The sequence below is a fragment of the Endozoicomonas sp. genome (genome assembly GCF_051008435.1).
Classification (GTDB): Bacteria; Pseudomonadota; Gammaproteobacteria; order Pseudomonadales; family Endozoicomonadaceae; genus Endozoicomonas_A.
Genome location: NZ_JBPCXO010000180.1, coordinates 1 through 23,720, shown reverse-complemented (window position 1 = coordinate 23,720; position 23,720 = coordinate 1). Strand labels below are relative to the sequence as shown.

Below are 23,720 nucleotides of genomic sequence, written 5' to 3'. Positions count from 1 at the left end.
AACGAGTCGAATTATTCGATGGATTCGTGAGAATAGTTGACCTATTTAATCGAATTCATCGAATAATTGGGCCGTTCTTTCTGGAATTTAGGCCGAAATAGTCTTAAGTCCGACAGGCTCCTAGACCCTGAAACCACTTACAGTCTGCCTCAAGGGCAAAGTGCTAACGGAGTGGTAGATGCCTTTGTGCACGTCATGGAACAGTACCTCACCACCCGAGAGAATGCTCCAATCCAGGATCGCTATGCCGAAGGGTTGCTGTTAACCCTGATTGAACAGGGGCCAGCCGTTCTCAAACAACCGGATGACTATGAAACCCGTGCCACGATCATGTGGGCTGCCAATCAGGCACTGAATGGTCTGATTGGACTGGGTGTGCCCCATGACTGGTCGACCCATATGATCGGTCATGAAATCACGGCTTTGTTTGGACTGGACCATGCCCAGACACTGGCTATCGTGCTTCCTTCAGTCATGCATGTCATGAGAGAAGAAAAAGCCTCCAAGCTGCTTCAGTATGCCGACAGGGTCTGGGCCATCAAAGAAGGTAGCGATCAGGAGAAAATGGATTCGGCTATCAGTAAGACCCGTGAATTCTTCGAACAAATGGGCATTAAAACCCGCCTGTCAGACTATGGCATTAAAGAAAGCGCCATTGCTGAACTTGTTGATCAGCTAAAACGTCATAAAATGACTGAACTGGGTGAAAAACAGAACATTACCCCTGAAGTTGCGACCCAAATTCTCAGGCACGCTGCCTAACCATACGGAGATGATCTTATGAAGGTATTATTTGTCCTGACTTCCCATGACAAGCTGGGAGAGACAGATGAGAAAACCGGTTTTTGGATAGAGGAGTTTGCTGCGCCCTATTATGTGTTTGCGGATCATAATGCCCAGGTGACCCTGGCTTCACCCAAAGGTGGCCAGCCACCCATTGATCCCAAAAGCGCCTTACCCGACTTTCAGACGGCGGCCACACAAAGGTTTGATTCCGACAGCGACCTGAAAGAAAAGCTGTCAAAGACTGTCAAACTGTCAGAAGTGTCTGCCGATGAATTTGATGCCATCTTCTACCCAGGCGGCCATGGTCCTTTATGGGATCTGACCCACGACAGACACTCCATTGCCTTGATTGAAGCCTTTGTGCAACAGGGAAAGCCTGTCTCTGCCGTCTGTCATGCACCTGCCGTCTTCCTGAATGTCACAAAAAGCGACAATACGCCCCTGGTCAGTGGCAAAAAAGTGACTGGCTTTAGTAACAATGAAGAAAAGGCAGTTGGATTAACCGATGTTGTCCCCTTTTTGCTGGAAGATGAACTCAGGAACAAAGGTGGTGAATATAGTCAGGGAGACGACTGGTCTCCTTACTGTGTAACCGATGGCATGCTGGTGACTGGACAAAACCCAGCGTCTTCTGAAGCTGTTGCAGAGGTGGTTCTGTCTCTGCTTACCTGACGTTAAGCATCCTCAATCAAGCCTGCTTTTGGAGAAACCTTCCAAAGGCAGGCCATGATATCACCAGAATTATCTGACTGACTTTCAGTCGTGAAGCAGCCTTACCAGCAATGCACCGGGTTCCCTCAGGGGATCAAGATTCTTGCTCAATACATAGCCCTCGCAGGGGGCCAGATACCGGGCGCAATCCTGTCCAAAACTGTCATGCTGAATCACCAGCAGCTCTCCTTTCTTTACCCGCTGCCCCATAGCTACCTGAGGAATAAAATACCCTCCGGAGTGGGCTCGAATACTGGTCAGTGCCTTACCTTCACAGGGCTCTTCATCCTGCTTCACTGGCTCACCCGAAAGAATGTTTTCCGCCTTCAAGATATTCAGTACACCTTGCACTGCTCGCTCCACCAGATCCAGCTGCATCAGCTTACCTGTTCCTACTTCGACGGTAATACTGGGTATGCCATTCTGATTCCATACGGTTTCAAGAATACCCGGATCGCCGGGATCATCCATAATCGCATCGGCCGCCATCCATCGAGCCATTTCAACACTGGCTGGAATCCGATAATCAGCAAACACATAGAGTGGATATTCAGCGCCTTTGGTCTGGGTATGCAGGTCTATCGCCTTTTCGGCGTTGGGCATCAACAGCTTATGCCAGATCGAGTAGATGTACTGCTCAGCTGAACTGCCCTTTTCTTTACCGGGAAAAACCCGGTTCAGATCCACGGGAGGGGCATCCGGGTCAGAAGGGATAAAGTGTCGGGTGCTGGCATTGATACCAGACTGGTTGATTTCCGGAACAACCATGACAGAACCTTCAATCTCACTGTCACGAAGTTCTGCCATCAGCTTTTGGGCCGTCAACACGCCATTGAGCTCATCTCCATGGACACCGGCCGTGATCACAATGGCTCGCCCTGGTTGATGACCCTTCTTCACAAAAACAGGCAACAGCCACCCCTGCCCTGTCGCATTAGTCGAGGGTCTGAACCAGAATTCATGACACCCTGGAGTCAACGAACTGACTTGCAAAGACTCCACCACTTCGCGGCCATTTAATGCTTCCATGGTTTACGCGCTCTCCAGAAAAATATCTTTATCCATCATATAACGAAAATGGGCGGCAAAGGCCGCCCATTAATCACTGTTGCTGAGATCAGGAGAACCCTGTCAGGTGCGCTCCCACAACAATCACACTGGAAAGAACAAACAACAGAGTAATAAAGCGCCAGCAGAACCTCGCCCAATCGCCCCAGTCAATTCGGCAAACACCCAGCGTAGCCATCAATGAAGCGGAAGTCGGCACGATGATGTTGGTAAAGCCATCGCCCAGCTGGAAAGCCAGCACGGCCACCTGTCGGGTAACTCCGGCAATATCAGCCAGAGGCGCCATCAATGGCATGGTCAGCGCTGCCTGACCTGAGCCCGAAGTGACAAAGAAGTTGAACACAGACTGGAAGAGATACATGAACCATGCCGCCACAACCTCGGGCAGACCACTGATCGCACCACCGGCACTGTTGAGAATCGAGTTCAATACACTGGGCTCAGCCGAATCACCACCACCAAGAATCAGCAGAACCCCTTTAGCAGCACCTACCAGCAACGCTGGCGCCAACATGATACCCGCACCTTCCTTGAAAGCCGCAGCAATATCATTGGCCGTCATATCATTCAGGCGGAAAATCACCCCCAGAATACCGGCAACAATCCCCATAGTGAAAAACTGGGAAGCGATTTCAGGAAGATACCAGGCATGAGCCACCACACCCCACACAACCCAGACTGTTGTAGCCGCAACAGTCATAAGCACCAGTGTGTCACCCAGGCTCCAGCGGGACTCTTTACTTTCCAGTGCCTGCTGTTTGAAGTGAGCATCCCCCTTCTGACTGAAAGAAGCTGAAGGATTTTTCTTGATACGACTGGCGTAAAAAAGGGTAAAGGCAATACCTATCAGAGTGAAAAACACCCAGATAGCCATTCTAAGACCGGCACCCGAGAGCACTGGCACTCCGGCAATACCCTGGGCTACAGCAACAGAAAAAGGATTCATCCAGGAAGTCGCAAAACCAATCTGTGTTGCGACATAAGTCACCATCACGGTGGTAATACCGTCATAACCCAGACGCACCATCAGGGGGGCAATAATAATCGCGAAAGCAACTGCCTCTTCGCCCATCCCGAAAACAGCACCACCCAAAGAAAACAGCAGGAACAGTACAGGGATAAAGAGCGCTTCACTGCCCTGGGTCTTATCAATCAGTCGCAGAATACCGTTATCAATAGTGCCGGTTCTCATTACGACACCAAAGGCACCGCCAATGACCAGCATGAACATGATGACGCCAACGGCGGAGCCCCATTTATCACCAGAAACCAGACCTTCAAAGACAAAGTTCATGAGGCCAATACCACCACCGCTTTCAAACAAACCAACGGTGTTGTATACCAGTTCGCCCGCTTTGTCGGTGGCATAGGCAAAGGATGATGGATCAATTGTCTCACGGGATTTTTCCACACCATCAACCAGATAGGAGATAGTCTGGGAATCAAAAGAACCCGCAGGAATCAGGTATGTTAAGAGAACGGCCAGAACGCCAATAAAAAAGATCAAAACCAGAGTATCCGGCATACGCCATTGTCTGGTCTTAACAGCTTGATAAACCTCCGCTGTTGTATGGCTCATATCGGGGACTACTTACTGCCTGGAAAGCGCATAAAATAGCATATTAAAAGCATAAAAAGTCATACTAATAGTACTTATAGAAATACCCAATGAAGATCAAAACGATTGTTTTTTTGATTACCAGGGGATGAATGAGCCATCGTAAGCCAGAAACTGGCCACTCTGATCAGAATTTAAACGAAGAATGACTTGTAGCATCTGATAAGCAGAATGACTGGCACTGAACAGCTTTTCAGGAGGGACATTTTTCTGAAACGGTTCGGAAAGTCGTGTATCGACAGTGCCGGGATGAATAGCGACCACACAGCCATCGGGCTGTATTCTTCGCCACTCATTGCTGAGTGTTTTCAACACCATATTAAGGGCTGCTTTTGAAGCTCTGTAACTGTACCAACCACCCAGTCGATTATCTTCAATGCTACCCACTCTGGCTGACAGAGCGATAAATCGAGCTGATTGACTGCCTTTGAAGTTATTTTGAAAACAACGAGCCAACAGAAGCGACGGCAGAACATTAACTTCCACTGTCTTGAAAAAAAATTCTGGCTCAATTTGGGTGACTGACTTTTCTGGCCGATGATCCTGTGTATGCAACATGCCTATTGCATTAATAACCCAATCCACCGGGCCGACTTCTAATGAAAGCTGACTCACGGACTCCACATCGGTGAGATCAGCTCTGTGCCAGACAACAGAATTAATCTGACCTTTATCTTTTGGAGAACTTTGGAAAAAAGTGGCGTGTATCTCAGCCTCCGGAATCTCTTGCTGAATCACTTCAACCAGGGCATGCCCTATTCCACCACTGCCACCTGCAATTAATATTTTCATGAGCGCCTCAACCGGATGCTTTATGTTTTCTACGAAGCAGACGGGGTCTCTGGATCACATATTGTGCGAATAATCGCATTACTGTTGAGTTGAATCTGAGAAGAAGGTCGTTCGAAGCGATCAGGAGGATGACCGAGAGAAGGCAGCTCGACCTGAAGTACCAAAAGAAACAAAGTGCTTTGAACCCGGTCAACCCAGTATTGTTTTGTAAGCGTAACACTGCACCGCCATCGCCAACTCGACGTTTATTGTTGGTTTCATTACTTATTGCTGAACAACAGCCATTGGAATATCTTGCGCCTCTGCTATTTCAGCCCATGGGGCAGAAATCTCAGTGATGCAGCCATCTCAGTGTCTACCTACAGTCAGTGAGTGCTCAGCCCTGATACACCCAGAAAGATTTGCCGTTAACATCCCAGGTTCCTTAATGAAGCAGACCCATCACTTTGTCGCTGTCGAAGCCAATATTGCCGCTGGTAAAACAACACTACTACCAAAACTGGCTGAAGCTCTGGACTGGGACCCTATCCAGGAGCCAGTAGAAGACCCTGAATTTACCCGTCTGCTGACCGAGTTTACCCAGAACCCATCCGACTCTTCAAAGCGCATCAATTTTCAACGCTACATTACCGAGCGCAGGGCCGGAATCGTTAAGAACCTGCCCAAAAACAGAAACTACCTTATCGAAAGATCCCTTTATTCAGATCTGATTTTCACTCAGGCCAATTTCCTGTCCATGGAGCAGCCTGACACCGACTTCATGCTGCATTACTGTGAAATACAGCGCAAATTGAGAGAATACCCGGTGATCAATGCAGTCATTTACCTGCGTACCACTCCCGAGGTTGCCCACAACAGATTACTGAGCCGGGGCAGAGAAGCTGAAAACGGTACGCCCTTCGAATACATTCGAGATATTCATCACTATCATGAAGCCATTCTTCCCCAGATCTGTGAATCAATGAACACGCCCATGATCACTCTGGACTGGAATGAGTTCGGCTGCGAAGAAGAAGTAGGCAAGCGGTTGATACAAGTACTGGCCGAGAGCATCAAAGTATAAAGAAATCGAGAAACAGCCTGTGCACGATCGACACAGGCTGAATGAAATCCATAAGCATTACAGATTTAAGTTCAAATGCATTTCTACTCGAAAAGCGCCTTCTTCATAAGAGACAAACTCTATTAAATTGCCTGCACTCCCACAAGGCTCATAGCCATAAAGTGGAGACGCTCCTCTATACAACTGCCTTTCCTGAAGGGGAATGCTCAATGTTTGAGTGTTTGCGGGAATACGGTAAAGTGGAACTTGATTTGCACAAAGATAACTTTCTTCATCATGTACATCCAAAAGTGATAACTCCGCTTTCTCGAAATGGTTAAAAGCATGGGTCCAGCGGCTTCGTTCTCCGAAATCCCTGTCACGGGTATAAACGACAGGTAATTGGCTTAATTCTTTTACCGTCAAAGGACCTGCCTTCGTTTTGTTCGACGGTTTAACGGTCTTCTTCAAAACAGAAACCGCATTCTTTCCCACTTTTTCTTCAATATCAGCCTTTTCAAAAGAGCTGGTCTGAGCTGAAACTAGCCGAGGGCTATTGGCCAGTAGAAAAAAATCATAGCGCAGGACCATAGCAGCCTTAATTTCTGCCGCCATTTTCAGAACAGTGAAATAAAGTCTATCTTCACCGTTCAAAGCCTCCGAATATTTATAATTGGACCATGGACTCCAGAAAACCGCACAGGGTCTTCCCATCCAACGAGAGTTATTACAGAAATCTTCGTATGTTTTTGCTTTGGGACTTTGACCGGACAATCTGGTGGTCAATTCTGTTTGCAGCTTTGCCAAACTCTCTGAACCTGATCGATAAGGGAGTACATGCAGATAAAAATCTGCTGAAAGCTGCTCCAAGTCGCAAAATCCGTCAGTATAGGGCTTACCTATATAGGTACAGTAGAGATCTGTTTTGGTCTCAACATTCAGCGCCAGAAACGTTGCACTCACCACCATCAAGTCTTCTTCAGGCATGGCATTGACCAGTAAAACGGCCAGTTTTCTTTTATCCTCCTGACCTTGAAATGACGCTTCCACCTCCGCCAATAATGCCGCCCTCCTGCTTTCATAGTCAGGCATGGTCACCCAATCTCGCGTGTATAGATACCAGGAAAAAGGCCTTTGCAAATAACCATTCTGATAAGCTGTAGCTATGATCAGTCCAGCAATGACTTCAGCTACTTTAAACTCAATGCTCTGGGATGAGAACAAAAGCCAGGCAGCACTCAAAGCCCCACTGACTTTTTCCTTCAAATATTGATGAGCCACCGGATTCGCACCATTTAACAACCTGCTTTGATGCAACTCTTTAAGGTTTATTGTTGCTTTAGGCTGTTGGGCTGCCCAAGCATGAGAAGTGAGAAGAGCAAGCACAAAAAGAAATGACTTCCAGATTACGGTGAATCCAGTCAGTTTTTTTATTAGCATCTTCAGGTTCCTGATGAATTATCAGGAAAAGAGTAGTTAACTTAGCTGAATCCGCCAGAGCTTGACGATAAAATTAATACGTCCCTACATTCTGAATAAGTAAGTATCGAGGAAACCCGTACCAACAAAGATCAAAGGAATGATGGTGATTAAAAACAATCTGTCTTTCATAAGAATCCCTTCTTGCTTATTCGCTCAATTCCCTTTGAGCTATCGGCAAAAATCAGAGATTCGACAGAGGATTCTCTGCTTCTCCCCAGGGCGGTGTAAACATTTCGGCTACTTTTTCCTGTGGGACATCTTCAATGACCTGATAAGCCCATTGTGGCTGGTTATCCTTGTCCACCAGCAGAGCTCTGACTCCTTCCTGTAAATCACCTTTCAACACACAGTTTATGGAAAGAGCCAGCTCACTCTGAAAGGCTTCTTTCAGCGAGTCATAACGACTGCGCTTTAGTTGCTCAAATGCAACAACTGCTGATAAAGCCGATCCTGTCAGGGCAATATTTCTCGCTTGCTGCAGCCAGCTGTCTTCTGTTTTCAAGGCTTTCAGGTCGCTGATGATCGCAGAAAGATCAGGCTTATCCATCATACGGGCGATTTGATCCCGATGTTCCCTGGTTTTTGAGTATGGCAACCAGCCAGCACTGTTGTCTGCGTAATGCTGAACAACATCGAAGGTGACCTGATAGTGGTCTCCTGACCAGTCGGCTTCCTGAAGAGACTCCAGTACATTTTTCCTGAAGGCATGATCAATGAATCGGTTGGCCAGGCCCAGATACATGGCATCAGCGGGATTTAAACGACATCCGGTCAAAGCCATGAACAGACCAATTCTGGCCGGCAAACGGTTCAGAACCCACGAGCCGCCCACATCGGGATAGAGCCCAATGGTAATTTCAGGCATGGCCATCACAGAAGTGTCAGTCACTACACGGAAGTCAGCTCCAGCCATCAGGCCAAAACCCCCTCCCATAATGACTCCGTTACCCCAGCAGATCACCGGTTTACTATAGGTATGAATCAGATAATCAAGACGGTACTCTTTTTCGAAAAACTGGCTGGGAGCGCTGGTATCCCCATCAATAACACTCTGCCTGAGAGAACGGACATCCCCCCCCGCGCAGAAAGCTTTTTCTCCTGCAGCCTGCAAAAAAATACAGACGATTTTTTCGTCATCCTGCCAATGGCTTAATTGTTCGTAGAGACTGTCTACCATTCCCTTGTCGAGAGAGTTGAGACTTCGTTCAGCATTCAGTGTGATTACACCCACCTGATGCCCGGAAACTGTATCGAGCCTATCGAATAGGACCTTTTCGGTCATTTCTTCTTCTCCTGCCATGACCGGCGATAAACCGTTCAATCGTTATTCTATGCTTACCCAGGGTCACTGGATAGCTATTCCATTCAGTGACCACTATATGAGACCGCCGTCGGCATTTCAAACCAGGTTCCCAGACCCACCACATAACCGGGATAACTCTCAGAATAACCCCTGTATTTCAGACTCACCTGTTCCGGATGGACTACATCAATCCAAGAAGCGCTGTTGCCAAAAGTAAAACAAAGGCCCCGCCCATCCTTGAGGAAACCTGCGCATAGGGCATGAGATTCATGCGACGACTTGCAGATAATACAGCCACATCCCCGGTCCCACCCATATTAGCCATACAGAGACCCGCAGTAACAGAAGCTTCTATGGGGTAGAAGCCGAGCATCTTTCCGGCCAGGCCCGCACCCAGTATGGCACCAATCACTGTGGTCAACACCAGAACAAAATATTGCAGCGAAATCACTTCTGCGACCTGATGAAGATCGGTGAATCCAACCCCAATGCATGCCAGCAAAGCCGGTGTTAGCGACATCACCATAAAGTCCCCCCAGAGTGCAGCTCCTTCTTCAAAGCGTACAGGCATCACTCCCAAGGCTTTGACAAGACCAACACAGAGAATCATCAGTGCATAGGGATGCAGGGAAATAAGCTGGCTTAGCAGGTAGCCCATCACATAAAAACTGGTCGCTACGAATAGACCGGTTCCCATCTTTGCCAGATTCGGAGTCCTTTCTGATTTTTCTTCATGACGGATGTACTTCTGGCTTTTCATCAACTTCCCATTGCCCGTCAAACTGGGTTTGATCTTACCCAGCTTTTCCAGCATACCCGCCGCAACAATCGCCACCAGATTACCCAGCACTACGGCTGGCACCATTTTAGAGAGCACCGTGGCAGCATCCGAGTTGAGAATATTGGCAAAAATCTCTGCCAGTGGCACCGCGCCTGCGCCCATACCGCCACCCATGATCGGCAAACCGACATAGAAAACGGCTTCTATGAAACCACTGCCCGTCAGCATTCCCACCAGACCAACCAGTATCAGGGCACCTGCAACCCCTCCTAGAATCACCGGGAGATACCACAACGCTGAACGCAACAGCAGTTGTCTATCCATACCAAACAGGCTGCCTGTGATCAGGCCTGATATAAACAGCGCAAGAAAGCCCTGGTTTCGAACAAAGTCGGTTACTTCGAAGCTGAGACCCGCAGGAATAACCCCTGTGGCTACCATCAGGCTGGAACCGAAAATCACCACTATCGGTCCCCCTCCCAGATAATCACGAATCCAGCCCAAACGCTCTCCAAGGGCATTCAGCACGCCCCCCAGAGCCATAACAAAAGGAATCAGCCCGGCCATACCTTTTGGCAGGTGACCGGTGCAACCGGCAGCAATCAGGATAAGACAAAGCAAACTCAGCCAGAACAGCACCGCCCGCTGGGGTGACTGAACCCCTGTAATCTGCTGCAACAACATTTCCATCAACTACCGCCGCTACCCGTTAATTTCAAGATGTCACTAACTAATAGCAAAGCTACACAAACCAGTGTTACTTATTGTTGCTTCCCGGTAACAAGCCCTGCCTTTTAGGGATACATTTCGTTCACGCATAAAAAAACCGGGATCATTCCCGGTTTTTTTAAACATTGTAAATCTAAAATCAGTTTTGACTGGCCACCTCGGTTTTGCCTACTGACTCAACCGTTAGCCTTCCCTTGTCTTCAAGAATGGTGTTCAACGCCTGCTGAATGTCTTTTACGGTGACCGTCTTCACTTGTTCAGCAATCTGTTTCTGGAATTCAAAACCCGCTTCCTGACCATCCAGAGACTGCCAGAAGCGTGAACTGCGCTCATCCAGGTTAGCGTCTTTCTTCAGAAGATCACCCAACAGACCTTGACGGTACTGGGCCAACTCTTCATCTGTCAGGGTTTTCATTCTTTCCTGCTGACCTTTCAGGAATTCAGCAACCTTCTGCTCAATCCCTTCTGGTCCCAACACCGGTGACTGAACCACAAAAATCAACCCGGGGTGACGCTCAATAGGGCGAGCACCGGCAAACACGATATAACCCAGCTGCTGCTCAGTTCTCAACTGATTGAAGAAAGGCGTCGCCATCAGTCTACCCAGCAGAGAATAAATGGCACGATCTCTGTCATCGATCCCCGGACGCTGGTAGTAGGTAATGTACAGCGAATCGTTATGGTTAAAGTCTGCCGTAATAGTTCGCTTATTGTCCTTCAGAAGATTGAAAGGCTGCTTGAACAAACGGCCACGGTTGTCTTCCGTCAGTAGAGCTTTATCCACCAGCTCTGCCAGCTTCAAGCTCTCTTCAGAACTGTGATTACCATGAACCAGCATCTCGACATAGATCGAGCTATAAAAGTCTTTGGCATACTGCTTAACTTCACTCAGCGTAACTTTTTCAGCGGTCGCCAGAAGAATCTGATCATCACGGTAGTTCGGGTAGAGATCCTGACTCAAACGATCCATACCCAGTCGATAGGGAGGCTGAAACTGCTTATTCTTGACCCTTCGGATCAGCAGAGCCTTCTCCTGATCAAACTCGGCCTGATCAGGGTTAAACTGCTTGATCCCCTTGAGGATATCTTCCAGCAGCAGTGCCTGCTTGCCCTGATACCCTGACAGGGTAATGGTCAGACCTTCCCGTCCGGATGTCAGGCCATAGTTCAGGCCGGCTTCTTTGGCTGGATAGCCATACTCATTCAGGCTTCGAGACAAAAGGGTGCGATAGAGCTGCATCTCAATCACATCCTCGGCTGTTTTCGAAGCCTTTTCCGTAGACACCTTGATACGAACATTGGCTCTGGGCACCTCAAAGTGGCTGTCAGTCATGCTCCACACTCTGAAACCCGGCTCTTCCAGCAGGACCTGAGGAATTGACTCCGGACTGCTTTCACGCAGCTCCAAATCACGGGCAATGAATTCATTGCGCTTGGGAATGGTCATTTCTGCATGAACGCGGGGTGAAGAGAGCCTTTTCACCAAAGTATCCGACAGAGGTTTCATACTGTAATGAGTATTAAAATAAGGCTCGACCTGATCCGTCTCAAGATCTCTGGCAATCACTACCTGCCTCATGTTCGAGGGGGTCATTTGATCCAGCAGGTCACTGATCAGTTGGGGATCAAAGTCCTCGTACAGGTAATTTGCCCTCAGAATATCCTGTGCGGGGATATCATGAATACGAGTAGCCAGTCCTGAAGCTGTCTGCTGTGGATTGACATCTTCCTGATAGCGGAAGCCCAGATCGGCAACCAGGCCACTTTCTTCATATATCCAGGGCTTGAGACCCTGTTTCTGAACCAGATCCAGATAATCAAAGACCTGAGCCGTAATCTCGTCTACCTGCTCAAGCCCCTTTGGAGTCAGTTCCATGCGCACTGAAAACTCACTGAACTCTCCAGGCACATCACTGGAATAAGAAGCCAGCGATTCAATCAGACCACGCTCTTTCAAATAACTGTGGAGACTGCCCTCTCCCTCATAGCCAAGAATTCTCGCCAGATAGCCCAGAGGCTTTTTGCGATAGTTTTCATGCTGACCGGGGACAGGAAAGCTCAGGGAAAGCACCCGGGTATCTTTCAAAGGTACCAGATTGATACGAACACCCAATTGCTCTGGAGTATAGGGAGAAAGACCTATATGAGTGTCTGGAGACTTGCCTTCCGGCACCCCGGCAAAAGATTCTTTCAGCCACTGCTCCAAAACATCGGTGGATTCCTTGCCATAAATAACAACCCCTATGTTCTCAGCCACATAATATTGATCGTAGAACGACTTGAGATCATTCCAAAGCGACTTGCCATCTTCATTGGAGAGGGTTTCCAGACTACCAATATTGAAACGGCTGCGGGGGTGAGCAGGGTTTGAGGTGGCATTCTGAGCCGTCATCAAACGCCAGCCATCTTCCTTGGCGTGCAGTTTATATTCAGAATCGACAGCATTCCGCTCTCTGTCTACATAGGCAGGATCCAGAGTCGGCGAGACAAAAAACTGTGCCAGCTGATCCAATGCAGGTCTCAGCTTGCCACTGTTGATATCGAAGAAATAGTTTGTACGGCTATTGGCTGTATAGGCATTAGCACTGCCACCATTCGCCCGGATATATTCAAAATAGCCATCCACATCCGGGTATTTTTCATTGCCCAAAAATAACATGTGTTCAAGAAAATGGGCCAGACCTAAACGATTATCAGGATCCTGAAAACTCCCCACTTTCACATCAACCGCCGCTGCCGCTTTGTCCGTATCCGGATCGGAGATCAGCAGGGCCTTGAGGCCATTATCCAACTCGACAAAACGGTAATCCCGGTCATCAGCTGGACTTTTCACCACTGTCTGGCTTTTTTCCATTGCATCCCGTTCAGCTGTCACTGTACACCCACTTACCAGTACCGTTGCCATTAAACCGGCAATCAGAGACATACGTTTTAATGTCATAAAAATTTCCACACCTTAAAAAGGTCTTGATCACAACTGAATACTTTCTGCAGATAGGGCTAATAATCAAGGATACAGGTATCCAATTTACCGTTTTTTTACTATTTGCACAGAAAGTGCATGCGTTTTTGCCTATTTTTTTATTCTTCAAGCGTTCAGAAACCAGAATATAAAAGTAGCAGTAGTGATCTAATTACACTTGTACCACAAAAAGGATTACAGATTCGAGCCTAATACATCCATGATTGTCAAAAACATCTACTGTCACCAAGTTGCCAATGAATTGTCAGGATCAGTTTACTTTTCTTGGGATTCATTAACGCTGGATCTTCTGATTCAATCTTGTGCTAAAAAGACTTCCGGGATTTACCCATAGCATTTCTGCACACTTTGGTGAATAATCCGCCGCCTCCTGAACTAATCATCCTGTTGAAATGAAGTTTCCTGGCCGTCGTAAAATCAAACACTATTTCCCGGTCAATGCTGACAACCGGTTTGACCGGGAAAGCATGACCTTTGGACACGCCCACACCTTCGTCTGTGGCATCGATCAAAACATTGTCGACATATATGCCCATCTTGATGAATCCATCCTGGCTGATTTTGGCTTGGACAAAGCCATGTCCCAGCTGATGAGCAACGAAACGGCCAGCCGTTTGTATCAGTTCCTGCAAAGCAATGACCTGATCGACAACCAATACGCCGGTGGCACGATTGGTAATACCCTTCACAATTACTCCATTCTGGCGGATGACCGTTCTGTCCAGTTTGGCGTTATGAGTCAGAATATTTCCATAGGAGACTATGCCTACGGATACCTCTGCAATACCAGCTCCAAAGTCGACCTTTCTTATCTACAGCCTGTTGATGGGCCTATCGGGCGTTGTTATACCCTGATTACACCCGATGGTGAGCGAACTTTTGGTATCAGCCCCGGATTGATGAACGCTCTAACACCTGAATATATTTCAGAAGAAGTGATTCAGAACAGTTCTGCACTGATGCTGTGTGCTTATACTCTGGGCGATGAGAGCCTGCCTATTTATAATGCTACCCTCAGAGCCGCTGAGCTGGCCAGCAAACATCAGGTGCCTGTCGTTTTGACACTGGGTACTGCGGGACTGGTTGATGCCATTAAGGAAACACTGACCGATTTTATTGAAAAGTATGTCACTGTACTGGCCATGAATGAAGATGAAGCCGCTTCTCTGACAAACCATAAAGATCCCCTTCTGGCCTGTGAGAACGCACTTGACCTGGCTGATATGATCCTGCTGACAGCAGGCCCGGATGGACTCTATGTTGCCGGACATACCGAGGAAGAGTTTGCCAGAGTCACAGACAACCCCATTCTTTCTGCAGGTATCAGCGACTTCAACCGTTATGAATTCAGTCGTCCACTGCTTAAAGCCACCTGTGATAGCCCCATGAAGGTTTATTCTCATATCAATCCTTACATGGGTGGCCCTGAAAAAATCAAGAACACCAACGGTGCCGGAGATGGTGCTCTGGCTGCAGTCATCCATGACATGGCTGCTAATGCATTCCACCGCCAGGTATTACCTACTTCGGGTAAACACAATCGCACCTGGCTGACCTATTCGTCGTTCTCTCAGATCTGCAAATATGCGAACAGGGTCAGCTATGAAGTGCTGGCACAGAGCTCACCCCGACTTTCCCGATCATTACCGGAAAGAGAGGATTCTCTGGAAGAAAGTTACTGGGCTAAGTAAGCCTGCTTCAGACCGGTCAAAATCCTCCTGGCCGGTCTACGCCCTCCCCGCTATTCATCACTCCTCCTGATTATTTTGAACTTCTATACCACTTTTATGTCCAACATTATTGGATAAACATAAGTCACCTGAATACTGTTTTGGGTAATCATGGAGTCAAACGAGGCTGGAATAGCCGCAGTATTCTCGATAACCTGAACGCTAAACAAATGTGCCGTCAACAAAGTGCGTCAGAAGCCTAACGGAATATTAAAGGCAAAGAAACCAATCAACGCTGCAGTCCAGATTGTCATGAAAGCAATGGAGTAAGGCATCATAATACCGATCATGTCACCAATGGTCAGATCAGGCTTGTACTTTCTCATAAAGGCCAGAATCACACCGGCATAGGTCATCATAGGTGTAATGATGTTGGTGGAAGAGTCCGCAACACGGAATGCCGCAGCCACCAGATCGGGCGTCATGGCCGGGTTAGCCTGGTAAAGCATAGGGACAAAAATAGGACCCAGCAGCATCCATTTAGACGTCAGCCCCCCGACAAACAGGTTGATGACTCCGGTCGTAATGATAAAGCCAATGATCAACAGAATCGGGTAGTTATCCAAACCCAGAAACTGCAGGAAGCTGGCGCCCAGAAACGTAATATAAGTTCCCAGGCCGGCAAAGGCCAACAGAGCCAGGAAGTTGTAGCAGAAGAAAGTCAGTACCAGTACATAGTCGACAGTGTTCATCTGCTTGACCATGGCACCGATCACATCCTGCATCCCCTTGAACTTGCCCGTGGACTTACCGTAGCAGACACCCACAATCAGAAACGTCATGGTAATCATCAGCATGAGAGCCTGGTACTTCAAACCCCTTTAGCGATTAACCTTAAATGAAGACCAACCGATGCATTAATTCACGATCGTTTTCAGATGCACACCAGACTGCCAAAGCCTGATAGCCATAAGAGTCTTCGGTTTCCCGACCTTCCGGGTTCCTATACAATGAATCCATTACATCAGCGAAGTACGAACATGGATATCAGCCACCTGCGAGAGAACTATACCCAGGCCGGTCTGGATCTGGACACTCTGGACTCCAATCCATTCCAGCAATTTGATCTATGGTTTCAACAAGCCGTAGAAGCCCAGCTACCTGAACCCAATGCCATGAGCCTGACCACAGTCTCCAGAGAAGGGTTACCCAGTCTGCGTACAGTATTATTGAAATACGTAAGCTCAGAGGGCTTTGTCTTTTTTACCAATTACAGTAGCCGCAAAGCTCACGATATTACTGAAAACCCAAACGTAGCCATCCTGTTCCCGTGGATACCTTTAGAAAGACAGGTCATTGTCCGGGGTAAAGCCGAAAAGATCTCCAAATCCGACTCTCTGAAATACTTTACCAGTCGTCCCCACGGCAGCCAGCTGGGTGCCTGGGTTTCCCAGCAAAGTTCCGTCATTACCGGCCGTAAAGTGCTTGAAATGAAGCTGGATGAGATGAAAAGAAAGTTCAAGGAAGGCAAAGTGCCACTGCCTGATTTTTGGGGTGGCTACCGGATTGTTCCTGAATCCATAGAATTCTGGCAGGGTCGCCCCAACCGTCTGCATGACCGCTTCCTCTATAGCCGCACTGAATCTGACTGGCACATAGAAAGGCTGTCACCATGAGCCAGAAGACGGCGGCCAGGATTGCCGTCAGAGACTCCTTGATTCACATGGTGACGGTCAACAGACAGTTCCGGGAACAAATCTATGATGACCACCTGTTGCCAGCCTGGGTAATGAAGCCTTCAGAAACGGACAAAGAAGATCGTGTTCTGGCGGCTGAAACCAGCACCAAGCTGACTTATACCGATGAACAGAACAAGCAGGAAACAGCCCGGTTACCGGGTATAGTGGGTATATCCAGTGAAACTTTACAAACAGGCTTGATGCTCAACGAAGCTCGGGAAGCTTTTAAACAGGCTATGTCTGAATTCAGGAAACTGTATGGCGACAGTATTGAAGCCATTGAAGAAACGTCGGAAGAGATTCGTGAAAACATGCTCGGTGGTTTGCAGATTTCCCACATCCATTTCGTCCAGAGTTATCGTCAACTGAAGCTTTTTGAGACCCCACCAAAGCGCATCGGATTCAGCTGGGCTGCTCATCACAGTGGCTCTGTAAAACTCTCTGCGAATGAAGCGATTGATCATCTGCGCAAGAAATACCTGGCATCTACTGCTATCCAGAAAGACATTCAAATTCTTGAACAGATGCCTGCCAGTGAGACGGTTATTATCAAAAGGATTCTGAGTCCACACTTGCGCGCCAATCTGACCTGGGCAAAAGACATTGAATTACTGAGAAAGGCGGATAAAGATCTTAGAAAGTTGTTTCCGGGCCAGATCAATACGCCATTGCCGGTTTTTGTTCAGTTAGAGAAAGGACAGCCACTGCCGGAATTCAATCGAATCAGAGCTTTTGACCCTTCTGCCAAGCAGGAACGTCTGACCCGCAGCGATGCCAGACTGGTCAAAATTTCAGAAAACCCTCACTCTAAAATCTATAAATACGCATGAAATGATGCATTGAGAGTCAACAGTTGGCAGTAAGCAGTAAGCAGAGCCTTTAAAAGGGCCTACTTACTGTTAACTTTTATTCTCTGTTAACTGTTTACTTGAATTTCTTCTTTCAGGTAAGCAGCCAGTTCAGTGTAACCACCAATATATTTTTGCCCGTGGAAAATCTGAGGCACGGTTTCAACCGGCTTGCCTACGGTTTTCTCCAGATCGGCCTTGGAGATTCCTTCAGCGTGAATATCCACATACAACAATGGCAGCTCACGGCTCTCCAATACTTCTTTAGCACGGACACAGTAACCACAACCCGGACGACCAAAAACGGTAAAACGGTCCATAAAATCCCCCTAATTCCAACCAGGATTTAAATTAAGAAATGTTATGCCGCTAACTATAAACAGGTTGGCATGATATAAGAAATCAGTATTTTCTAACTGTTTGATAGATGAAATCTATCAGTCATTGCTGAACCTCCTTATTGCCTGTTAGTCTGGAGCTTGTTGGGCTTAAGCTTTCGAGCATAAATTCCAACAAACTCCCTGATTCAGCAACGGATTGCTCAGAGGACAGCTCCATGCCAAGGAAAGGTTTGATTTGCCTGCTCTTCTCCCTTCTGCCACTACAGGTCGGAGCTTCCAACCTGATAGAACTCGCCCACAAAGCCGGATTTGATCGTTGTGACGCAGCCATCACCACTGAGTTCAAGGATTTAGCCGAACAGGGTAATGGCGTGGCTTCAACCGGTTATTTCAATGACCGCAGCTTCAATATCATGGCCACCTGGGGCAGTCAGAAAGACAGCGTCTGGAAAAACACCACTTTTATTAAATTTGGTCGCAGTTGCCTGGCCTACAGTGTGATAGGAACGGTCTATGGTGGCAGTTGCTCAGCCTTTAATGATAAAAACCCGCAATGGGGTGTCATTAAGGAACAGGGAGGCTTTACCTGGACAAAAAACAAGGGCGGAGTCAATGCCATTATGAAATCTCTGCCCAATGGCAGCTGTGAGATCACTTATCGCATTCATCAAAACTATGACACCACTTCGCCTCAGCCCGCGACAGAAAAAAAGAAGTCGGCTAAAAAATCTTCAGATAAGAAGGGATCCTAGAAGCCTGTCGGACTTACCACTGACCTACTGCGAAAAAGCCGGATTTGGCCATTTTCTATGATTCTTTTCGTTGAATAGCTCGCTATTCGCCTCAAATAATCATAAAAACTGTCTCAAACCGGACTTTTCCTCGCTACGGTCGGCTAAGTCCGACAGACTCCTAGAAGTCGGTAGAGTTTAGAGCAGGATGCTCTTAACACTCTGTTTTAACCATTGAACGGCCTGCTTTTTTCCGGTCAGGCCTTGAGCTTTCGCCAACTCAGACCAATCCTGACCCTGCAGGACTTTTGCAATCAACCCGTTGATTGTTGTTTTTGAGACAGAGTCGTCAACCACTCTTAATAAAAGCAGACAACGAATAGCAGGAAGACAGCTCTCGTAAAGCCGATCTGAGCAGACAAAGGATTCCAGATCCATTGTGTCCCGCGTATCCAAAGCCGTTTCAACGTTTGAATGCGCCAGGCGCAGCAACACTCGGATCAGGTCAGCATCCATCTCCTTGAATACCCCCGACAGTTGCAGCAGGAATCCCGAGGTAAAACGATTAGAGACTTCACGAGCCAGTGAGTCAAAGTCGTCGTTCAAAGACTTCAACACCATCATTGAGTAACAACCACTGGCTGCTTCACGGGTGACTCCAACTCGAACGGGAATATAGCCTGACCGCCCCCAAAAAGCTGCCAGTTCTGAGGTCGCACCAAAACTGCTCCCCAAATAATCCAGTTTTCTCTGTCTTGCCACGTCTTCAATACAGCTCAATAAATGCGAGCCTAGCCCTGCTTTCTGTAACGAAGGGTGAACCGCTATTCGTATAACCCTTAAGCCAGAAAAACCAGTCGCCTCTGGAAAGCCGGAATGATTACTCAGTGATTGGGGAATAAGATGCCCTCGAACCCTGCGTTGTCCGAGCCAGATCGCCTCCTGCAAACTGTCCTCTATCCCTCCCTCCAGTGCCAGCAGTGCTGTTGCAACAACACGTCCCTGAGACTTGAGGCAGTAAACTTCCATATTCGGGCCATCCAGAAGATGCCTGAGATCAAAAGGACGAGTACGGTAATGAGCTAATACCAGAAGACCAAACAGGTCACACAGCAATGGTTCGTCCTGTATAAGCTGTGTTGACTCAAACCGTTCAAATGAACAATGCTCAATACTGGTATTCTGAATAGTTTCTTCAGCGACAGGCAGTGCATTCAGCATCAATGCTCTGAATACAAAATCCTCGAAGGGATCATATTCCGCCCAGCGTATAGGTTGCTTTAAATGCAGGCTCTTCCATTTTGGCGTCAATTCAGCCAGCGTTGACTTGAATTTAATCGCAAAGCCCCTGCCTGTGCCCTCATAACCATGCTGGGTGGTAGAGAAAACAATACGGGCCTGTCTCTTTAATAACTGAGTCAGTAGAGGCACTGGGATAGCAGCCGCTTCATCCACGAGCATGAGTTCGCAATCCGACTGCCCCTCCATCTGCAGAAGTTCATCGGGTGCCTTGAATTCAAGTACCCTGCCCTCCCATAACAACCTTCCTCGATGGCTTTCGCAGCCTTCCAGCAAGGACTCCGCTGTTTTAAAAACCACTTCAGCAGAAGCCAGGGAAGGAGCCGTTATTTCTATTCGTGAAAGCCCTGACTGCAATAAACGGGCGGATGCAATGCCTAAAGCCGCACTCTTGCCTCGTCCGCGATCGGCAGTCAGCACTAATGGTCGACGACGATGGCCTTTTGCCACACGAAGAATGGATTCAACAGCCTGAGATTGATCTGAAGTTCTACACGCCTTGTCGGTTATGTCTGTTGCTTGTTCTGCTTCACTGACTGGAGCAGACAGAATGCTCTGACCGTATTCTTGCTGCCACCGAGCCTCACTGTTCTCACAAACCAACGACAGAGTAGTGTCACGTCTGATCAGTTCAACCAGTCTTTTGAGATAAAATCCAGAGACTTGCTCTGCCTGGCAGGGATAGACAGCAAGCCTTTTATGATCCGGGTCGCAGTAATCAGCCCAGCTATCGAGATCAGGAACCAGAAGTACAAACAGCCCGCCGCCTTTAAGAGCCCCACTTAGCTGACCAAAAGCATCCACATCAAAGCCGGAAAAGGCATTAAATACGATAAAATCGATCTCACGCCCCAACCAGCCAGCGGCTTTTGAAGCAGGAATGGACGTTTGATCAGCCCGGTCACCTACCCAAACAGGAACCTGCCAGGTTGTTTTTGAAAACAGTTTTTCAGCCTGATTCTGTGCCCAGATTTGGGTACCCGAAAGAACTAATAAAGTACGGTGATTGCGTTCACCCGCTCGCTCAAGGATGGGCTCTATCGGTAACACTAGCCTGCGTCCACGGGTCTGGAAGCATCGCTGCTCCATTCCATCCACCCGCCGTCGTACACGGCAACGTGGTCATAACTCATTAGACTGGCCGCAAACCAGGCCAGGCTGGCTCGCCAGCCCGTACCGCAATAGAAGGTGATCGAATCCTTCTTTTTTATTCCATAGGGCTGCCAGTAACCTTCAAGATCCTTAAACTCTCGGAGTGTATTGTCCGGGTTCAGGTAATCTTCCATTCGGTAGGTTTCCGAGCCAGCTCTTCCCCATAATGCGCCCGGAATTCTGCCTGCCGTTTTAATGTATTGATAGCCACTGGTGACACCCATGTATTCTTTCCAGGAGCGAATACTGATCAGATATTCTTTTTCGCTGTTCAGGTTACGTTCGACGGCTACGGTATCCACCAGAATGTCAGGCTCTACCGGGATACGACTGCCAAAACGTTTGACAGGAGAAGCCGGGGTTATCCCCCTTTCCACAGGAAATCCGGAACCGATCCAGGCTTCCAGACCACCATTAAGCAGCCGTACATCTTTAACGCCGGCATATTGCAGGACAAACAACACTCGGGCAGCGGCGGTCATGTCGTCGCTATAAACTACAACCGGCGTATTTCTGGTAATGCCAAGCCTGAGCAGAACCGACTCCAGTCGCTCGGACTCTTCAATATTCCAGAGCGGTTCTGACTCAATACTGGCAGTGTCCACATGAAGAGCCCCGGGAATATGCTCAACCACATATCGAGCGCCTTTACCCCAGGAAACATCCAGTACGGTAAGATCGGGCGTAGATTGTATCTGACGATCCAACCACTCAGGTGTGACCAGCCTTTCATATCCAGGTAACTTGTCCGGTTCGCCGCCACTGGCCAACCAGGTCGAGAAACCGTCTTCAAAAACCCGAATTTGTTCTTCTTTAAACCCTTGTTCAGCCACCAGCCACTGGGCGAGCACCTGGGCATCCTGCTTATCCCGGCCGTACACCACAATATGATTTTCGGGAAGAATGCCCTTGCTGGTCATCAGATTCTGAATATGACCCGGGTCAGCCGCAATCCAGGCCAGATCAAAGTTTCTGGCTCCGGGAATATGCCCCCCTTGGGAATCATTACCGGAAGGCCACCCGTTGTACCAGTCGCTGTCGCGGACATCGACCAACACCCAATTCTGTTCCTGCACCAATGTTTCCATCGCTGGCTGATTCACCGATTTTAATTCCAGTCTGTTATTCCAAAAGCTGTCGCAGGCAGTGAGTACCGGCAACATCAGAATGAACAGACAATATTGAATCCAACGCATCATGGAGCCTTAGTTCCTTGATTTTTGTACTCTGAGCCCTGTTTACCGGGAATTCTGGAGCTAAGCTTTTCAGTATAAAACCACTTAACTCACCGGAGCCCCGGATCACAAAACAGCACTCAAACCTCCATGGCGTTTATGCGCTCATGGCGTTTATGCGCTCATGGCTGCTTTGCTTTTTTCTCTTTATTGGGGGCTGTTGTCACTCTTTCAACCGCCAGAATCGTAACCGACTTGATGGGAACATTAGCATGTGGTCCCCTGCGGCCTGTTTTAACAGACGCAATCTCATCCATAACCTCTTCGCCTTTGATCACTTCCCCAAACACCGCATAACCTGGACGACCTGGACGATTGTTCAAAAACTCATTATTCACAAGATTAATAAAGAACTGTGCTGTAGCACTATCAGGATCAGGGGTACGAGCCATAGCAATAGTACCACGACGGTTTCTGACGCCATTGGCCGACTCATTCTTAATCGGATTGCTTGTGGGCTTTTCACTCATATCAGCGGTCATACCGCCCCCCTGAATCATGAAGCCAGGCATCACACGGTGAAAGACCACATCCTTATAAAACCCCTTGTCCACATAAGAGAGAAAATTCTTAACCGTGACAGGTGCTTTTTCAGAGTTCAGGCGAATCGTCATGTCCCCCTTACTGGTCTTCATCACCACATCCACTGGTAGAACGGATTCAGAAGCCAGTTTAGTTTGAACTGCTGCTTTTTGCTCTGCCATCACCTGGCTGGCAAACAGTAGAAATGAAACAGTCAGAACAGTTTTAATGGTTTTAAACACCAGCGGCTACCCATAAATAATGATGATTCAGGTCGTTATCCTACTGGATTAGCGTGTAAGGCTATAGTGCCAGAAGTCGAAAAAGTGCACATTTATTCATAATGATATAGCTCTCAGGTATACGGCGGTTACCTCGCTTCAATAGGTAACCCTGTCCGTAATCTAATCCCTTTTTGCTATAGAAGAAAAGCAGACTAAGCCTTGCAAATCCCTATTAGAAAGGTAATATACATCTGGGCCGCACAGAGCGGCACGTCGGAGCGTAGCGCAGCCTGGTAGCGCACCACAATGGGGTTGTGGGGGTCGGAGGTTCGAATCCTCTCGCTCCGACCAGACATAAAAAAACCGGTCAATAGACCGGTTTTTTTATGTCTGTCTGACAGGTTTTTCATCCCCGCGATACATTCACATCACAACTCACCACGAACCGCTGAACAAAAAAGTGACTGATACTGTTCTACTGAAAGTCGTATCGGATTGCCTGACGCAGACGGATCTTCAAATGCCATCAGACCCACCTTTACCTTAAGTCCCGCTTAACTTTGAGGTAATGAGCGAGCAGGCTGTACTTTTGGTAAGAGAGTACAGTTTTCATACACTTTGCAGTCTAATCTACAGCATCAGCTTGTGTTCATAATTGTTCCGC

At 48.0% G+C, this 23,720-nt stretch carries 19 protein-coding genes and 1 tRNA gene; 8 read left to right on the top strand and 12 right to left on the bottom strand.

Features of this window, described 5'->3' with window-relative positions; translation table 11 throughout:
* The first annotated feature begins 171 nt into the window (after window positions 1–171).
* Window positions 172–762 carry a hypothetical protein gene (locus tag ACR2PX_RS08845; protein WP_433998995.1) on the top strand — a complete coding sequence of 197 codons (591 nt, stop codon included), beginning with the start codon at window positions 172–174 and terminating at the stop codon, window positions 760–762.
* An 18-nt stretch (window positions 763–780) separates the two neighbouring features.
* Complete coding sequence (locus ACR2PX_RS08840; protein WP_433998994.1) at window positions 781–1,458, top strand: type 1 glutamine amidotransferase domain-containing protein; 678 nt, start codon at window positions 781–783, stop codon at window positions 1,456–1,458.
* An 84-nt stretch (window positions 1,459–1,542) separates the two neighbouring features.
* On the opposite strand, the gene ACR2PX_RS08835 is transcribed toward ACR2PX_RS08840, so the two are convergent.
* From ACR2PX_RS08835 to ACR2PX_RS08825, 3 genes are all read right to left on the bottom strand, one after another.
* A complete protein-coding gene (locus ACR2PX_RS08835) occupies window positions 1,543–2,526 on the bottom strand; it encodes a succinylglutamate desuccinylase/aspartoacylase family protein (protein ID WP_433998993.1) in 984 nt (327 codons plus the stop codon).
* An 88-nt stretch (window positions 2,527–2,614) separates the two neighbouring features.
* Window positions 2,615–4,144, bottom strand: coding sequence for a putative basic amino acid antiporter YfcC (yfcC, locus tag ACR2PX_RS08830; RefSeq protein ID WP_433998992.1), 1,530 nt, complete (start codon window positions 4,142–4,144; stop codon window positions 2,615–2,617).
* 117 nt (window positions 4,145–4,261) lie between these two features.
* The gene (locus ACR2PX_RS08825) at window positions 4,262–4,975 is read right to left on the bottom strand and encodes an SDR family NAD(P)-dependent oxidoreductase (RefSeq protein ID WP_433998991.1); all 714 of its coding nucleotides are present in this window, start codon (window positions 4,973–4,975) and stop codon (window positions 4,262–4,264) included.
* A 427-nt stretch (window positions 4,976–5,402) separates the two neighbouring features.
* On the opposite strand from ACR2PX_RS08825, the gene ACR2PX_RS08820 reads away from it, so the two are divergent.
* Complete coding sequence (locus tag ACR2PX_RS08820; RefSeq protein WP_433998990.1) at window positions 5,403–6,038, top strand: deoxynucleoside kinase; 636 nt, start codon at window positions 5,403–5,405, stop codon at window positions 6,036–6,038.
* Between the two features lie 57 nt (window positions 6,039–6,095).
* Here the strand turns inward: ACR2PX_RS08820 and ACR2PX_RS08815 are convergent, their stop codons facing one another.
* The 4 genes from ACR2PX_RS08815 to ACR2PX_RS08800 all read right to left on the bottom strand — a co-directional run bounded on the left by ACR2PX_RS08815 (window position 6,096) and on the right by ACR2PX_RS08800 (window position 13,253).
* Window positions 6,096–7,004, bottom strand: a complete 909-nt coding sequence (locus ACR2PX_RS08815; protein WP_433998989.1) for a hypothetical protein — start codon at window positions 7,002–7,004, stop codon at window positions 6,096–6,098.
* Between the two features lie 676 nt (window positions 7,005–7,680).
* Window positions 7,681–8,781 carry an enoyl-CoA hydratase/isomerase family protein gene (locus ACR2PX_RS08810; RefSeq protein ID WP_433998988.1) on the bottom strand — a complete coding sequence of 367 codons (1,101 nt, stop codon included), beginning with the start codon at window positions 8,779–8,781 and terminating at the stop codon, window positions 7,681–7,683.
* Between the two features lie 202 nt (window positions 8,782–8,983).
* Window positions 8,984–10,261, bottom strand: a complete 1,278-nt coding sequence (locus ACR2PX_RS08805; protein WP_433998987.1) for a 2-hydroxycarboxylate transporter family protein — start codon at window positions 10,259–10,261, stop codon at window positions 8,984–8,986.
* 190 nt (window positions 10,262–10,451) lie between these two features.
* Entirely contained in the window at window positions 10,452–13,253 is a 2,802-nt protein-coding gene (locus ACR2PX_RS08800) for an insulinase family protein (RefSeq protein ID WP_433998986.1), read from the bottom strand.
* A gap of 434 nt (window positions 13,254–13,687) precedes the next feature.
* Here ACR2PX_RS08800 and ACR2PX_RS08795 point away from each other — a divergent pair, with 434 nt between their 5' ends.
* Window positions 13,688–14,986 carry an inosine/guanosine kinase gene (locus tag ACR2PX_RS08795; RefSeq protein ID WP_433998985.1) on the top strand — a complete coding sequence of 433 codons (1,299 nt, stop codon included), beginning with the start codon at window positions 13,688–13,690 and terminating at the stop codon, window positions 14,984–14,986.
* 230 nt (window positions 14,987–15,216) lie between these two features.
* Here the strand turns inward: ACR2PX_RS08795 and ACR2PX_RS08790 are convergent, their stop codons facing one another.
* Complete coding sequence (locus ACR2PX_RS08790) at window positions 15,217–15,822, bottom strand: AbgT family transporter (RefSeq protein ID WP_433998984.1); 606 nt, start codon at window positions 15,820–15,822, stop codon at window positions 15,217–15,219.
* A 153-nt stretch (window positions 15,823–15,975) separates the two neighbouring features.
* Here ACR2PX_RS08790 and pdxH point away from each other — a divergent pair, with 153 nt between their 5' ends.
* Window positions 15,976–16,641 carry a pyridoxamine 5'-phosphate oxidase gene (gene pdxH / locus ACR2PX_RS08785; protein ID WP_433998983.1) on the top strand — a complete coding sequence of 222 codons (666 nt, stop codon included), beginning with the start codon at window positions 15,976–15,978 and terminating at the stop codon, window positions 16,639–16,641.
* Window positions 16,638–17,534, top strand: a complete 897-nt coding sequence (locus ACR2PX_RS08780) for a DNA replication terminus site-binding protein (RefSeq protein ID WP_433998982.1) — start codon at window positions 16,638–16,640, stop codon at window positions 17,532–17,534. The genes pdxH and ACR2PX_RS08780 overlap by 4 nt, the downstream gene beginning before the upstream one ends.
* An 86-nt stretch (window positions 17,535–17,620) precedes the next feature.
* On the opposite strand, the gene ACR2PX_RS08775 is transcribed toward ACR2PX_RS08780, so the two are convergent.
* A complete protein-coding gene (locus ACR2PX_RS08775) occupies window positions 17,621–17,872 on the bottom strand; it encodes a GrxA family glutaredoxin (protein ID WP_433998981.1) in 252 nt (83 codons plus the stop codon).
* Between the two features lie 236 nt (window positions 17,873–18,108).
* Here ACR2PX_RS08775 and ACR2PX_RS08770 point away from each other — a divergent pair, with 236 nt between their 5' ends.
* The gene (locus ACR2PX_RS08770) at window positions 18,109–18,645 is read left to right on the top strand and encodes a hypothetical protein (RefSeq protein WP_433998980.1); all 537 of its coding nucleotides are present in this window, start codon (window positions 18,109–18,111) and stop codon (window positions 18,643–18,645) included.
* A 177-nt stretch (window positions 18,646–18,822) separates the two neighbouring features.
* On the opposite strand, the gene ACR2PX_RS08765 is transcribed toward ACR2PX_RS08770, so the two are convergent.
* The 3 genes from ACR2PX_RS08765 to ACR2PX_RS08755 form a co-directional block, all read right to left on the bottom strand.
* Window positions 18,823–21,012, bottom strand: coding sequence for a tRNA(Met) cytidine acetyltransferase TmcA (locus ACR2PX_RS08765; protein ID WP_433998979.1), 2,190 nt, complete (start codon window positions 21,010–21,012; stop codon window positions 18,823–18,825).
* A complete protein-coding gene (locus ACR2PX_RS08760; protein ID WP_433998978.1) occupies window positions 20,973–22,274 on the bottom strand; it encodes a sulfurtransferase in 1,302 nt (433 codons plus the stop codon). Before ACR2PX_RS08760 ends, ACR2PX_RS08765 begins: the two co-directional genes overlap by 40 nt.
* A gap of 158 nt (window positions 22,275–22,432) precedes the next feature.
* Window positions 22,433–23,074: a peptidylprolyl isomerase gene (locus ACR2PX_RS08755; protein ID WP_433998977.1), complete on the bottom strand. Its 642-nt coding sequence runs from the start codon at window positions 23,072–23,074 to the stop codon at window positions 22,433–22,435.
* A 256-nt stretch (window positions 23,075–23,330) separates the two neighbouring features.
* On the opposite strand from ACR2PX_RS08755, the gene ACR2PX_RS08750 reads away from it, so the two are divergent.
* Window positions 23,331–23,407 (top strand) — tRNA-Pro (locus ACR2PX_RS08750).
* Window positions 23,408–23,720: the final 313 nt, after the last annotated feature.